This is a genomic window from Glutamicibacter sp. BW77, assembly GCF_002332285.1.
Taxonomy (GTDB): Bacteria; Actinomycetota; Actinomycetes; order Actinomycetales; family Micrococcaceae; genus Glutamicibacter; species Glutamicibacter bergerei.
The window spans coordinates 1-12809 of sequence record NZ_NRGT01000073.1 but is presented as its reverse complement, the minus strand read 5'-3'; the positions used below and the strand labels follow the sequence as shown (position 1 = coordinate 12809).

The 12809-nt window shown below is 51.5% G+C and carries 13 protein-coding genes and 1 pseudogene; 8 read left to right on the top strand and 6 right to left on the bottom strand.

The genetic code is table 11. The features are described from left to right. The first annotated feature begins 750 nt into the window (after positions 1-750). From CIK74_RS12405 to CIK74_RS12390, 4 genes are all read left to right on the top strand, one after another. On the top strand, positions 751-1146 hold the full coding sequence (locus tag CIK74_RS12405; protein ID WP_013350275.1) for a hypothetical protein: 396 nt from the start codon (positions 751-753) through the stop codon (positions 1144-1146). A gap of 286 nt (positions 1147-1432) precedes the next feature. Then, positions 1433-1684, top strand: a complete 252-nt coding sequence (locus CIK74_RS12400) for a hypothetical protein (RefSeq protein ID WP_041649099.1) — start codon at positions 1433-1435, stop codon at positions 1682-1684. Between the two features lie 465 nt (positions 1685-2149). Continuing rightward, complete coding sequence (locus CIK74_RS12395) at positions 2150-2458, top strand: winged helix-turn-helix domain-containing protein (RefSeq protein ID WP_074493743.1); 309 nt, start codon at positions 2150-2152, stop codon at positions 2456-2458. Then, a complete protein-coding gene (locus CIK74_RS12390) occupies positions 2455-2676 on the top strand; it encodes a hypothetical protein (protein WP_074493741.1) in 222 nt (73 codons plus the stop codon). Before CIK74_RS12395 ends, CIK74_RS12390 begins: the two co-directional genes overlap by 4 nt. A 138-nt stretch (positions 2677-2814) precedes the next feature. Here the strand turns inward: CIK74_RS12390 and CIK74_RS12385 are convergent, their stop codons facing one another. From CIK74_RS12385 to CIK74_RS12370, 3 genes are all read right to left on the bottom strand, one after another. Continuing rightward, positions 2815-3339 carry a DUF2812 domain-containing protein gene (locus tag CIK74_RS12385; protein ID WP_096256522.1) on the bottom strand — a complete coding sequence of 175 codons (525 nt, stop codon included), beginning with the start codon at positions 3337-3339 and terminating at the stop codon, positions 2815-2817. Then, positions 3336-3659, bottom strand: coding sequence for a PadR family transcriptional regulator (locus tag CIK74_RS12380; protein ID WP_096256521.1), 324 nt, complete (start codon positions 3657-3659; stop codon positions 3336-3338). The genes CIK74_RS12385 and CIK74_RS12380 overlap by 4 nt, the downstream gene beginning before the upstream one ends. A 684-nt stretch (positions 3660-4343) precedes the next feature. Continuing rightward, positions 4344-4646, bottom strand: a complete 303-nt coding sequence (locus tag CIK74_RS12370) for a hypothetical protein (RefSeq protein ID WP_013350241.1) — start codon at positions 4644-4646, stop codon at positions 4344-4346. 349 nt (positions 4647-4995) lie between these two features. Here CIK74_RS12370 and CIK74_RS12365 point away from each other — a divergent pair. Then, positions 4996-5555, top strand: a pseudogene (locus tag CIK74_RS12365) (recombinase family protein). 1074 nt (positions 5556-6629) lie between these two features. Here CIK74_RS12365 and CIK74_RS12360 read toward each other — a convergent pair. Next, entirely contained in the window at positions 6630-7784 is a 1155-nt protein-coding gene (locus CIK74_RS12360) for a S1 family peptidase (protein ID WP_205738283.1), read from the bottom strand. Positions 7785-8151: 367 nt separating this feature from the next. On the opposite strand from CIK74_RS12360, the gene CIK74_RS12355 reads away from it, so the two are divergent. Both CIK74_RS12355 and CIK74_RS12350 read left to right on the top strand, forming a co-directional pair. After that, complete coding sequence (locus CIK74_RS12355) at positions 8152-9492, top strand: hypothetical protein (protein WP_096256518.1); 1341 nt, start codon at positions 8152-8154, stop codon at positions 9490-9492. A 242-nt stretch (positions 9493-9734) separates the two neighbouring features. Next, on the top strand, positions 9735-10313 hold the full coding sequence (locus CIK74_RS12350; RefSeq protein WP_096256517.1) for a recombinase family protein: 579 nt from the start codon (positions 9735-9737) through the stop codon (positions 10311-10313). A gap of 147 nt (positions 10314-10460) precedes the next feature. Here CIK74_RS12350 and CIK74_RS12345 read toward each other — a convergent pair whose 3' ends face one another. Continuing rightward, positions 10461-11189, bottom strand: coding sequence for a uracil-DNA glycosylase family protein (locus CIK74_RS12345; protein ID WP_096256773.1), 729 nt, complete (start codon positions 11187-11189; stop codon positions 10461-10463). A 588-nt stretch (positions 11190-11777) separates the two neighbouring features. Between CIK74_RS12345 and CIK74_RS12340 the strand changes: the two genes are divergently transcribed. Next, a complete protein-coding gene (locus tag CIK74_RS12340; RefSeq protein ID WP_170947867.1) occupies positions 11778-12119 on the top strand; it encodes a helix-turn-helix domain-containing protein in 342 nt (113 codons plus the stop codon). A 301-nt stretch (positions 12120-12420) separates the two neighbouring features. Here CIK74_RS12340 and CIK74_RS19070 read toward each other — a convergent pair. Next, the coding region (locus CIK74_RS19070) for a hypothetical protein (RefSeq protein WP_240520536.1) at positions 12421-12809 on the bottom strand (389 nt) is incomplete at its 5' end.

Sequence of the window (12809 nt, the reverse complement as noted above, 5' to 3'; positions counted from 1 at the left end):
CGGAGCGCTAGAAAATCCATCGGGGTAAGAGCAGTTCGGCTCCCCCGCGTTGATCCTCACATCCCAGTCCTGATAGCCGAGTAATTCCCGGCTATGGAGCCTGTCAGGTGGATTGTGTAAGACCCCTAGCCAATTTATAGAAAGAGACTAGGAAAAACACGACATGACCACCCAAAGGACACCGCCGGATGAGTGGGTTAGAGAGAATCAGTTAGCTATCGCATAGCTGCTGGACTGCTTAAAGGGACCCAACCACGGGTGCCGTGTTAACAAGCCTTCGTCGAGTGCAGGTGACATAAATATTTCTCGCCCCCAAATTGTAAAATCTGGGACAAAGATTTATGCGTATGCTCGATACAATTGGAAGAATGCACCCTTTTCCGAGTGTCCACGCGGCAAATCTCAGATCGGTGGACCCGACGGGCTAGCAATTACGTTCAACCGCGCCGTCACCAACAAGGGTGTTTCCTTTGTGGGGTGCAACAGCTATAACAAGTGTGAGAAAACTGGATGGCTGGAAACCAACAATCAATATGGTGCGGGTTGGGCGTTCCAGGATTGGGGCTACGCCGCGCTTTACGGACACAGTCCTACATATAAAGGAACTTTGACCTATACGCTAACCACGAGTTCAACTAAATGCCTTCAAGCTTTTGCGAAATATGGGCATTCTTGGAACTCTACAAAGCTGACCGGTTTTAGTATAGGTAAGTCTTCAATCGGAATCTCATGGAATACGAGCTCAAATCTATGGCAGAAATCAAGCCAAGCCGGGTCTTACCGATGCTAGGACGCACCTGGGCAAAGGGATTAGCCCTTGCATCATTTGCTCTGATCGCAGCTGGTTGCTCAACTTCAGATACATCCCAGTCACTATCTGTGGATGCCGTCATGGATGTTTGTGCAAAAAATGATTGTTTTACCGTAAAAGTTCCTGCGAACCTTTCAGTAACGGTCAACGGCCATGAAGTGAGCATTCCATCTTCCAACGGGTCTGGGACAGTGGCTTTGGAATCTGTCGGTGCTGTCCAAGTGACGGCACGCTGGAATTCGTTTGAGAAGACAGCCGATCTGATGATAAGTGATGGATCAGCGGAGTCAGTCACCATCAAGTTTGATGAAATAGCGAGAGTAACCGAACTATAGAGAAAAGTCTGAGGTCAAACCCCTGATTATTCTGATCGTCTGCATCACACGGCTGAGGTTTCTGTCGCGGTGCTGGTGATGGTTGATATCGTCGGAGCCGTCCAGGATTGCTGAATCCCCATGAGGGAGAGACCTCATCTGCAACGACAGTGGCTATGATTGTTCATGTCTCAACAGACTCTTTCGCATGGAAGCATCCCGCGGTCTTTGCAGGATGCTTCCATGTTTAATGCCGAATCCAGAAAATCGCACGTGCCATCCATGAGTCGGTAGAAAGAATTGTCCAGTGAGTCCGCGGGATTTCACCTGCACCACGGCCTTTGACCTCCCCACCGCCAACTCCGAGATTGCCGAAGATCTAGTGCAGCTCGACGACTCTCCCGTCATCGACTACACCCACTTCTCCCTCGCGTTGAGCCGATCACGCAAGTTCGCCCGATGGGTGAGCTGGAACATCGACGGATTACGCATGCAGTTGCTCTCCCGTGCCGGTATCAACTTCACCAAAGAGCAGCTACGGACCCGAGTGGAAACTTAAGAAATTTAGCTAAAATACCAATGACGGGTGTCGGCCCCCCAGAGTCATCCATACCTTTCCGAAGTCCCCCAATCTGCGTCGTGCCGTCCGTATGAGGAACGCTCACTGGGACAGTGGTCTAACGCTGTCGCTAATGTGATTGGTCGCCATGAACCGTCGCGTTGGATCGATCATGAGTATGTGCGTTTTGAGCTAGCCGTCCAACGTAAGCGACGCTCGTTTGCAGTATCAAGTTTCTGTTCTACCCCAGGACTGCGAGCTTTGATAAGGGGAGTGTGTTGCGGATCGCTGAGTCAGATTATCTTCGACATCTGGAACAGACATTTGCAGGTCGATTACAGGCTTAGTGATCAGCCCGGCACAGGGTGCATTTCTGGGCGTTCCTCCCCGGCCCCTTACTTGCGCAATTCACCCTGTAAGCATATTGTTACATATGATATAGTTTGCTAACAGTCGGGAGATGAGATGGATGCAGAACTACTCGCTCAGACGCTCAGCGCTCTCGGAAGTGCACCCCGTTTACGAATCATCGCCTCACTGAAATCGGAGCCAACTCACGTCAGCGAACTAGCCCGGCGGCTGAGGATGTCTCGCCCGCTGCTATATCAGCATCTAAACCGATTGGAAGCCGCCGGGCTCGTCGAGAGCGACTTGGAGCAGACCGGAGAGAACCGGCTGAAGAAGCATTACTGGGTCACGCAGTTCGCTTTTGAAATCACCCCGGACCTAATCGATCACATCGTTCATCAACGACAGGAAGAAGAACCATCATGACGCTTGCCTCCGCCGTATTCCTCATTATTCTCGCTGCGGTTCTACCGCTCGCGACCTTCGTCATTCTCACCGTCTGGGTGGTTCGCACCGTCACTAGAGCACGGCAAGAGACAGCAGCGGCGATCGATGGATCGAATAACCTCATCGTGGAGCACTTGCGCAACATCACCGGACGGCTGGATCGTATCGAGAGTCAGCTCAGCGATATCCCCGAGTAGTCACGGGGGTGGTTCACGCTCCGGGAAGGCTCTACGGGACAGTCACACCAAAAATGTGGTTAGAGTATCGACCGCTGTTTCTCCCGTGTTGCTATGAGGTCCATTTTCTGACCGCGATGATCAATCTAACCTAGGTGATCAGCTTGAGCGATTTAGCTTATTCAAATGACTCCAGTAACCGACCAGCGGAACGACGGTGTAGACGACGGGAAATGCGAACACCATCAGCAAAGACAGTTCTAGCCATTCATTCCATGAGGCCACGCGAACTCCCAAACCGACAAGCAGGAAGGCAATCAGCGCGATGACGCTGTAGCGAAGGTAGCGATCTCGATTTCGGGTAAGTTCGTCTCGTCGTGACTCGGCGTTGGTGTGGATCGGAGCCGTTCCCGGTACTGCTTTAAAGATGTGCACGTCTCCCATCGAGATCACGAGCTCCCAGCCAGCCGCCTGGAAGATGTCGAAGTACTCCGACGATGCGTTGCTTTCGTAAGCGAGGTCGAAGACCGCCTCTTCGGGGACCCCATCGACGAAGCTCCATCCGTGACCCAGCTTCGCGATACCGTTCAGGTGTTTTCCCTGACCTGCCATGTCCGCGAACATAGCCAGGTCCTTCTCGGGGCTGACCGCCAGACCGTTGCTCATCTTGTTAGTGGTGCTCATGCTTCCTCCATGATGTGATCCGCCATGACCAGCAACTGGCGGCGACGTTCGATATTGCGGACGAGGACCTCGTGACCCTTCGCGGTTAGGTGGTAAGTCCGACGCGACTCGTCACCCTCGAGTTCCTTGATGAGGCCGGCGACGGCAAGCTTCTTGAGCGTCGTGTAGAGCGAGGCAGGCCCGAGTGTGATGGCCCCCTCGCTCTCCTGTTCGAGGAAATGCATCACGGCATAACCATGGCGCGGGTGGACCAGTGCGAGCAGGACGTGCAGTGCAGTGTCGACAAGGTCTCCACTCTGATAGCCAGAATTACGTCCCATTACGACACTCCGCGGGGAATGCATCCATAAACGATATATCCATGATTGATATATAAACACGGGAGTCCATATGAGGTCAAACAGAAGACCACCTCGTCGCCCTCTTCGCATTACCGTGGCACCCGCAAGCCGGTCCCCGAGAGGAACGCCCGTAAGAGGAACCTCAGCTGGGACGCTGTTTCCGACTCTGATAGTCGAAGGTAACTAGGGCGACAGTATTTCCCAGTAACGTACTAGTGCATGCTTGTATATTGGTCCCATGCGCGCCATAGAAACAGTTCACGCGGAACCACGCGACTCGGATGATTCGCCCTGTTACCGAGTCAATTTTTGGGAACAACCTCGTCCTGGGTATAGCTGGAACTTAGATGCTTTTGTACTGGTTGAAGTGCAGGACGTATCAGAGGCACTCCGTTGGGTGGAGGAGCATGCGAATGGACGGCCCTTCGAACTGTTCGCAGAAATGGGCTCCGAGCCCGAGAAACCGCTCGGTACTCCGCGAAAAGCATCTCTTATACGTTTACTCGGAAACAATCCCAATGCCGGTTAAACCTGCGAGGGTTATTAACAGTTGACGTTCGGATCGCAGCGCTGAATAACATTAGGTGCCCTCTCAGCAGAGGAATGCATAGCGGCATGGCATGGAACGCGTTTTGTTCTCCGTATTCTGCAGTCTGTGCCTGATTACTGCCGGAAATAGGGGTCACTGGCAGAAGGCGAGCCCGCCTCTGTTGGTTCCCACCCGTGGAGACGAGCCATGCCGATTCCGCCTTCATAGATGTACTCAACCCAGATCACGGCATAGCGGCCGTAGCGGTTTGCTTCTGCCCATGCGAGGACATCAACGATGCTTTTTGCGTTTTCAATGCGGTTCTCGTAACAGGCACGGTTTTCGTCCCAGAAATCTACCCGATACACGGGATCTGGATTTTCCTGACTGACGTATCGAGGATCAATGAGAGTTGCCTTGATTTTTTCTGCACTCATGCTCACAACCTATCCCGTTCGAGGGTAATCATGCAGGAATTCTCGACCTGTCCCGTAAGCCGGTCGCCATACGGGACACTCGATCCGTTGGCTTGTTAAGTTTTCGAAACTCCGAGTTTTCAACGATTTCAGATTCCCATATACCCCACCCGAGAAAATGCCCGGTGAAGGGGCCTTATACGGACGCCAAAAACGGTCATTTTTGACACACGCGACGTGATGCTTGAGGAAAAAGTCTCGACAGTTGAAAATTCAACAGATTTTCAAGGTCATCTAGTCGCAAAACCCCGTGCCACAAACTATGCGTCGAAACAGTGACCGCTCCACGAGTATTGATACATTTAGAGGCATGGGACACCTCCTCGGATACGCCAGAGTCTCCACCACGGATCAAGACGCACAACTTCAACTCGATGCACTCAGTGCAGCAGGCTGCTATCGAGTCTTCACCGACACCGCATCCGGAGCGCTCGAGTCACGCCCCGAGCTCGATAAGCTCCTGGACCAGATCTGACCCGGCGACACTCTGGTGGTCTGGCGCCTGGACCGTCTCGGACGCTCCATCAGGCATCTGATTGACCATATGGATGCGTTGCAGCAACGAGGGATCGAATTCAAATCCCTGCAGGAGAGCATTGATATAGCAGTTCCTCCGGTGGACGGCTCGTGTTCAACATCTTCGCGTCCCTCTCTGAGTTCGAACGTGATCTCATCCGCGAACGCACCAATGCCGGGCTACAAGCAGCTCGTGCCCGCGGCCGCACTGGAGGCCGCCCAGCATCCCTATCCCCCGACAAGTTGCACACTGCCAAAAGGCTCTATGAGCAACGAGATATGACAGTGACTCAAATTGGTGAGGTTCTTGGAGTCAGCCGTAGCACCGTATATCGAGCACTGAATAAAAGCTGATGGAAATGCAGCACTTCAAAACCGCATAGCACCCGTGGGAATATTCAGAATTATGGATTGTCTAGTGAGTAAAACCGATAGTCGTTTCGCTATCCTCCTTACGGGACATACCATGACACTTGATAAGCCCCATTTCTATGCTCCACAGAGAAAAGTTCTATGAAGGAACCCTTCCAGCCACGGTAACTCATCGGTAGCTACCCAGTTAGTTCCGGTGCCGGTGGGAGGCCTCATTTTCAGTTCGTAACTACTATTGGCTCTATTGAACCGTCCCGCAATATATAGGTGGAAAGACAATCCATATACCTCATCACCGTTTCAATATCAGCATCTGAACGGAAAATCTCTTCAATCAAGCCCTGAGAAGCATCGGAATGGTTACCAAAATGCATGTTTCTAATTTAACGGATTATGCCGAAGAGCTACGCCAATTACACATATCGGTCAGTTCACTTCAGCATTGCAGATCGACGTTGCCAGAATAGCGGTACCGTTTGACCAAACTTGGTGTTAGCCTCATCGCTCTCGACAACGAGATCGATACAGTCTGGCGGGTGGATCGAAAACGAAAAATACAACTGAACGAGTCAACGATGCCCTTTCTTGCTGGGGATCGCTAACATATCTAAAAGACATTTCAGACGAAAAAGGTAGAATTAAGCTCTACCTTTCCGCTAACACTTCAGTCTTTGATTAGTTGGATCATCCATGCCTTTTCATGAATACATCCTTCGGGTATCTGAACCGATTCCGAAGATGAAGTCACTTCACGTCCGGAATAATCGAATGACTCCCCGAACTCGATCATGCCATGGCTTCTAACGTCGATACCTCGTGCCCTGGCAACCGATCCATCAGGAAATAATGCGAGATAGCTGCCCTGATCAGTCGACAAAATAACACATCGATCTCCATCAAGTTCTAATTTTCCTTGGAGAATCACGTCTAAAGATGACTGAGGGTTCGAGTAAGTACCTAAGCGGGTTTTCGGGCCAATTTCATCAGAACTGCTACAGGCAGTCAGCGAGCTTAGGAGAAGAATACCGGCTATAACTTTTACTAGGTGGCGAGGAGTCATTTCACCTTGACCGTTCCGCCCATATCCTTGACGACACCTATACGCGTAAAGAGGCTTCGACTCTTACCGTCGATAGTTGCTACGCCATGGTGAATACCCTTGGCCACGCTTCCTGAGAACCAGGGTCCACCGCTATCTCCGGCTTTGCTGATGTACTTTTCTGCTGCATGGAGATTGCAATATCCCGAAGAACAGATCCCTGACTTGTACACTTTGCTGCAGTTATACCCCGTGGTGATTCCATATTTGCAAATAGCTGAGCCGTTAACAGGATTAGAAGCTCCGGTTGCTATACGGTCTCGACTATTGTCAAAGCGAAATGTGTTTGTTGCTTTGTAGGTCTTAGTCTTTGCTCGCACAATGCGCGCATCGCCTTTAGCCCTTGCCAACGATTTATACTTCTGTACATCAGCACCGTCATATCTGGTTACGTTGTTACTGCAATGCTCGGCTGTAGAAACAGCCGCATACCCTGCAAGAGTTAGAGAAAACGCAGCAGTGCAGTGCTTGTTTCCGTAGGCACGGCCACCCCTAATCTCGACCTCGCCGATATTGTCCGTCACGAAAGATACCGTTACCGGAAACTCCTTCGGGACTTCCTCATTAAGAGAATTCTGAACATCAGAACTATTCGATAGGCTTCTTAGGCTTTTTTTCGACGATGCTTCGATTTGGGCTAAGACCGAAATTTCTCCCGATATGTCGGCATATGTGACTACATTTTCCATACCATCTAGGTTTTGTGCGCTCTTGTGGACGGTTTCTGTCGCTTTCAGTCGTTCCACCTCATTCGGAGCATCCAGAATGATGACATCAGCCAGTTCGGTTCCCAGATCAATAGCGGTCTTTGGAGCTCCGGTTTTGAGAATTATTTCAGGCGAGGAGCTTTTCCATTCGGCATCCACGAAATCAGATGTGTACTTTTCTCTCATCTCGTCAACCAGAACAGCGAAATCCTCTTGCCCCGTCATCTCTTTCTCGGCACGCTCGACGCTCACCCCTGTGTCCCTCGCATACACAAGAGCATCTTCAGTTTCTTCTAAGGTCAGGTCCATGGAAGAAATTTTCTCACTGGCCGCTCCCCCAAGAGACGTTGCCCAAACTGGTGTTATGGCTATCGAAAAAACGAAAGCTCCACTCAATGCGCCCATTCCGATCCTGCTTACCGGTTTCATAGATTTGCTTCTCCTTGAATTCTTTAGACGTATTCAGCCCTAGTGAAGGCTGTATTTTTCGGCTTTCGATGTACTCTACTTTAGATTCGGAGCACCGATATGGGATACCTGAATCGTTATCGAACTGGTACTTCGCGTCTCTAGAGAAATTGGATATACCTCTTGCAAGCAATGTTCTACTAGTCGTCTGATCGATCTGCCCTTCTCCACCCAAAGACTCAGACGCAGATCCGTTGCCGCCTACTATCGGACCAGAAGGTAGGGACCATCGGGAATGGGCACGCTGGAAGGTCTCTTCCTCGTTGCAGTGCGAGAATGATTTTATGAACGCCTTGGTTGCAAAATGAATGAAAATTACTTCTTGATCAGACCCGACACCAGGGGATGGGACGCGCTTCCACTGTGCCCTCGCCCGTGGCGACAAATGCTTATTGCTTGTGCGATCGTCCTGATAACAACTGTTACCTCATTCATCGAGGCCCGAGCTTGGGAAGATCCTCCCGCAGAATACTGGCAACACACCTACCAAATTGTGGACATGTTCGGGTTCTCCGCCACCCTTGTTGCCTTATTCTTTTCTCTTACCGGCTGGTTTTTTGGACGTCTGGCTGTTGCCATGGCACCCATCATTTTGCTCTATGCGGCAATACCGTATTCACTCGACACCACCGAAAATTCCGCTATCTGGTGGGCCGGGGCCATCGCCGCGGCACTTTGGTGGCTGGTCCAGACAAAATTCTCCCTCCGACAAATTCACGCCGTCCGGAATCTCGCCACTGAGTCCAGCACCGGCGCCAGTCTTGAGCTAGGCCCGGATGCACAGATGTCACTGAAACGCCTCAAAAAGCGCAGCCTCTCCTGGGCGGCGACTTTAAGCTCGATAGCAACCTTCTTCTGGTTGGCTACTGCCATGGCACTACCTACTGTAGTAGGACGCACACTTCAAGAACTCGAAGACCTGGCGTTATCCGACTATCTGGGAACAGCTGCAGCAGCCGTGAGTATTCTGGCACTGGCCCAGTGGCACCGTTACGGGTGGAGGTTCCTAGCTCGCAGACGCGTAGGCAACATGGTGTGGCATGTCCCGATCGTCGGTGGCCCGGTTGAGGGACTATGGTCATCGCTTTCCGAAGACGCTGGCATGGTGCCTTTTGATCACGCTCGTTCATTAACTTCGTGCACCTGTACCAACGATTTTATACGCGCTAACCCTGATGAAGTGGACCTATACGGGGACACCAGCATTACGGCATCCGTTTACTGCCCGGTTCACGGGATCGATCAGATCAATTCGCTTACTCCCGAACAATTTCGTTCCAAAGCCACTAATACTTGGCTCTGGGACGAAGATTCCCTGTTGCCAATATCCACGCAGGCGGAAGTAGATAGAACTTTACTCATTGGCTATGTGGGCAATTCCTTTATCGGGTTGCCAGCGCACTTCGCTAATGACACAGCAGAAATCCAACCCGACACAGGTTACTTCGTTGAGGAGCGCGATCCGCAGATAAACGAATCACAGTGGGAGCGCCCCTTACCGCCATTAAGTGGAGTCGTTGACCGGATCGATCTAAGACCTGCAGGTCTAGGAGGGCATGCCATCCGCTACCAGCACGGACGGGCATGGTTTGAAACAACCAGAGATGCGGATGCCAGAAGAAAACCACCGACCGCTGCAGAATAGCGAGATACCCTCCTTTCCATTGGGTGGGCCTGCAATTCAGATAAGGATCCGTATTTTAGAAGGAAAGACGACTAGCGCATTGTCTTGCAACCCATAGGTTGCGAGACGTCTCATCACCCTTCACTCCCCCGGCTGAAAATCCTTGAAAAATCACCGATCCTAAATTCTCGCAACTATGTGTCGCAACTGATGTCATAGAATAGTGTCTGCACCATTAGTTGCGAGACACTTTTGAAGGACCGATGACGAAATTGATCGGATACGCCCGCGTATCCACCAAAGCGCAAGACGCCGACCGCCAAATCCAAGACCTGCTCGCCGCCGGCATCCGTCGCGATGATCTCTACACCGACCACGGCCAATCCGGAGCACTCGCCAAACGACCCGGACTGGATAAAGCGCTCGAAGCACTGCATCCGGATGACACCCTCGTGATCACCACCTTGGACCGGCTCGGGCGCTCCACCCAGAAGATGCTTGAACTCGCCCAGGAGCTCCGAGAACGCAATATCGGGTTACGGGTACTCAACCTCGGCGGCGGCGACGTGGATACCAAAACGCCCATGGGCGCCATGGTCTTCACCGTCATGGCAGCCCTCGCCCAAATGGAACTGGAGATCAAACGCGAACGGATCACCGACTCCGTCACCAAACGCCGTACCACCGGTGGCGACCTGGGAGGCCGGCGCCCCACCTTCACCGAATCCCAGATCCGCACCGCCGCAAAACTCATCCAAGCCGGAGAGCCAGCAACCCAAGTCGCCAAGGACATGGGCATGTCCCGTGCGACGCTCTACCGCCGAATCAAGAAGCTTCGATAGGCAGACTTTACCGAGCACTCGCTATGAACCATCCAGTCCAATGCGCTCGAAATCTGTGGCATCTTCTTCAAGAGAAGACAGCGAGAAACACAGCGAAAACAAAGATTGAGAAGCCGAAATAATTCGGCGACAAGGCAGAGTAGAACCCTACTTGTTCAAGCGCCAGGGCGGAGTCGGCAAAACACCCAACTTCGCCTTCACTTCATCGTCATACATGCTCAACGTGATTTCATCCAAGCTCATTGAACTGAATTTAGCCACCTTGTACACAGTCTCATAAAAATCGACCCAGTCCGTAGGCAACCTCCGTTGGAAGACCGGCTCAGTCTGGATCCCATAAACTTCATGCCCCAACTGCTCATACACAGGACGGGTCTGCTCTACAGAGCCATAAGGGTTCGGCGTGATGAACACCCGCGCGCCCCAATTGGTCAGCTCATCTTGTAATCCAGGGCGCTTCAACTTCTTCCGCCCTAAGAGCCGCAAACCCGCATGACGATAAATGCTGATCACCAAACGCACATCCCGCTCTGCAAGCTTCTGCTCTAACTCCGGCAAGGACTCCACAAGTTGCCGCTCGCTAACATCTTTCTCCCCCACAGTCGGGGCTTTCACTAAATCAGTGAATCCGATACCCATGGCCACCAACGCATCATCCAAATGCTCGCCCTGAAGGCACTCCGGATCGAACATGGCCGAGGCAACTCGGCTCAGCATCTGCTTGCCGTTGCGTCCCTGGTAATAGTGGCCTGCAGCCACACTGGGCGGAGCCGGATTGAGGCCGGCAATAACAATCTTGGTTTTCTCTTCAGGCCACAAATCAGCCAATGTCAGTTGCCCATCTGGCAAGCGTTCTTGATGTCCAATCAGAGACATAATTTTCCCCATTTCACTGATGCAATAGTTTTACTCATACCAGGATTGCATCTTCCACCGACATTTAGCAGCTGAACCATGTAGCATCGCCTTTCTGCTGTGAAGCTAGCTACCGGGTGCCGTGAGACGTCCGAACCTGTCATGAACAAGCTACGCCACTCTTTGAAACCTTTATAAGGAACCGCGAAGGGGGTACACGGTTATTCCTGATTTGAAATTCGTTTCTGAAATGAAAAACTCCGGCGTGTCGCCGGGGTTAGCTGTTCGTTACAAAAACGACCGTTATTGGGATCATTCATCTGTAGATGACCAGATCTAGTTTTTGAACGCGCGCAGTGACGTAGCGCGAGAAGCGGCCTATCAGATGGACAAGCACAAAGTCCTACAGCCCGAGCCAATGCAAGCTTTCCGTGACGCTTCAACAGATCCGCTAGGACCGTCTTTCCAGAAAAAATTCTGCAGAGCTGCTTTTGATGGGATCGCTTGATAACAGCGTTCAGAAACTTTATGCAGATCAGCGGGAAGAATAAAATGAACCTGGCAAATAAATGGGCGTGCCCACATTTCTAGATGAACAGGACGAATCTCATGCGATTGGAAGCAGCTACTCCGAAGGATGCCCAGGCGTTCATTGATCAAGTTCTTTCTTCGGAAAAGTATCTTGAAGATCAGATTTGGCGGATCTATTCGTCTATGGCTTGGTGGCCCCTGTATGGTTCAGGGCCGGTTGGATGGAGAAAATGCGTCGATGATCTGTTTTGGTTAGCGCCATCTGTGCTTTCAAAGGGATCTAAAAATGAGTCTGTTCTTTACCTGCGAGACCGAGGCATGAGCATAAGGGCGATTGCCGCAGTAGTAGACCTCTCACCGTCCACGGTGCAGCGCTATATAGCTAAGGCAGAAAGCCGAACCAACCAAAGCGCAGATTGATTCGATAACGATCGTTAATGACGCTTCATCGGCCCCTCGAAGAAATCCTTGTTTGCAGAGCCGTAGCACTCAGTAGTACGGCAAGTACGCCCGTTACGCCAGCTGGAACACCAAGAGCGATCGTCGCGCCCTTCTGGGTACTTATTGCCGCAGTAACCTTTACCAGCCGAAGCATTCGATAGTTCTCGATAGAATCAGTACAGTTGCCTGATTAGCAGCGGGCCATTATGAGGAAGCGAATTACGATCTTGGCGAAGAACAGTAGTCTGAGCGCAGCTAGAGCGGCCAAAGAAGATGAATTTTATACGCAGCTCGCGACATTGAGAACGAGATGCGCCACTATAAGAAGCACTTCAAAGGGAAAGTTGTCTATCTCAACTGCGATGATCCACGGGTCAGCAATTTCTTCCATTACTTCAGCTACAACTTCGAGAAGTTGCAGCTCAAAAAACTCATAGCCACTTGTTATAAGAGCCAAGAGACGGATCTGTTCAGCCAGAATGACGCTGAACAAGCTGTGTACCTTGAGTACGAGGGAGACAAGAACGGGAACTTGGTTCCTGACCCCAAGGAAATCGGCGTTAAACCACTCAAAGGTGACGGAGACTTTCGCAGCTCTGAAAGCATCGACCTGCTTAAGCAGGCAGACATTGTTGTCACGAACCCCCCTTTCCCTCCAAAATGTCCGTG

Excerpts from the sequence above, each read along its gene's own strand:
- CIK74_RS12405 (WP_013350275.1), top strand. The coding sequence starts at position 751 with ATGGCAGAAATCAAGCCAAGCCGGGTCTTACCGATGCTAGGACGCACC.
- CIK74_RS12395 (WP_074493743.1), top strand. The coding sequence starts at position 2,150 with ATGGATGCAGAACTACTCGCTCAGACGCTCAGCGCTCTCGGAAGTGCA.
- CIK74_RS12390 (WP_074493741.1), top strand. The coding sequence starts at position 2,455 with ATGACGCTTGCCTCCGCCGTATTCCTCATTATTCTCGCTGCGGTTCTA.
- CIK74_RS12385 (WP_096256522.1), bottom strand. The coding sequence starts at position 3,339 with ATGAGCACCACTAACAAGATGAGCAACGGTCTGGCGGTCAGCCCCGAG.
- CIK74_RS12380 (WP_096256521.1), bottom strand. The coding sequence starts at position 3,659 with ATGGGACGTAATTCTGGCTATCAGAGTGGAGACCTTGTCGACACTGCA.
- CIK74_RS12370 (WP_013350241.1), bottom strand. The coding sequence starts at position 4,646 with ATGAGTGCAGAAAAAATCAAGGCAACTCTCATTGATCCTCGATACGTC.
- CIK74_RS12360 (WP_205738283.1), bottom strand. The coding sequence starts at position 7,784 with ATGGGCGCATTGAGTGGAGCTTTCGTTTTTTCGATAGCCATAACACCA.
- CIK74_RS12355 (WP_096256518.1), top strand. The coding sequence starts at position 8,152 with ATGAATGAAAATTACTTCTTGATCAGACCCGACACCAGGGGATGGGAC.
- CIK74_RS12350 (WP_096256517.1), top strand. The coding sequence starts at position 9,735 with ATGACGAAATTGATCGGATACGCCCGCGTATCCACCAAAGCGCAAGAC.
- CIK74_RS12345 (WP_096256773.1), bottom strand. The coding sequence starts at position 11,189 with ATGTCTCTGATTGGACATCAAGAACGCTTGCCAGATGGGCAACTGACA.
- CIK74_RS12340 (WP_170947867.1), top strand. The coding sequence starts at position 11,778 with ATGCGATTGGAAGCAGCTACTCCGAAGGATGCCCAGGCGTTCATTGAT.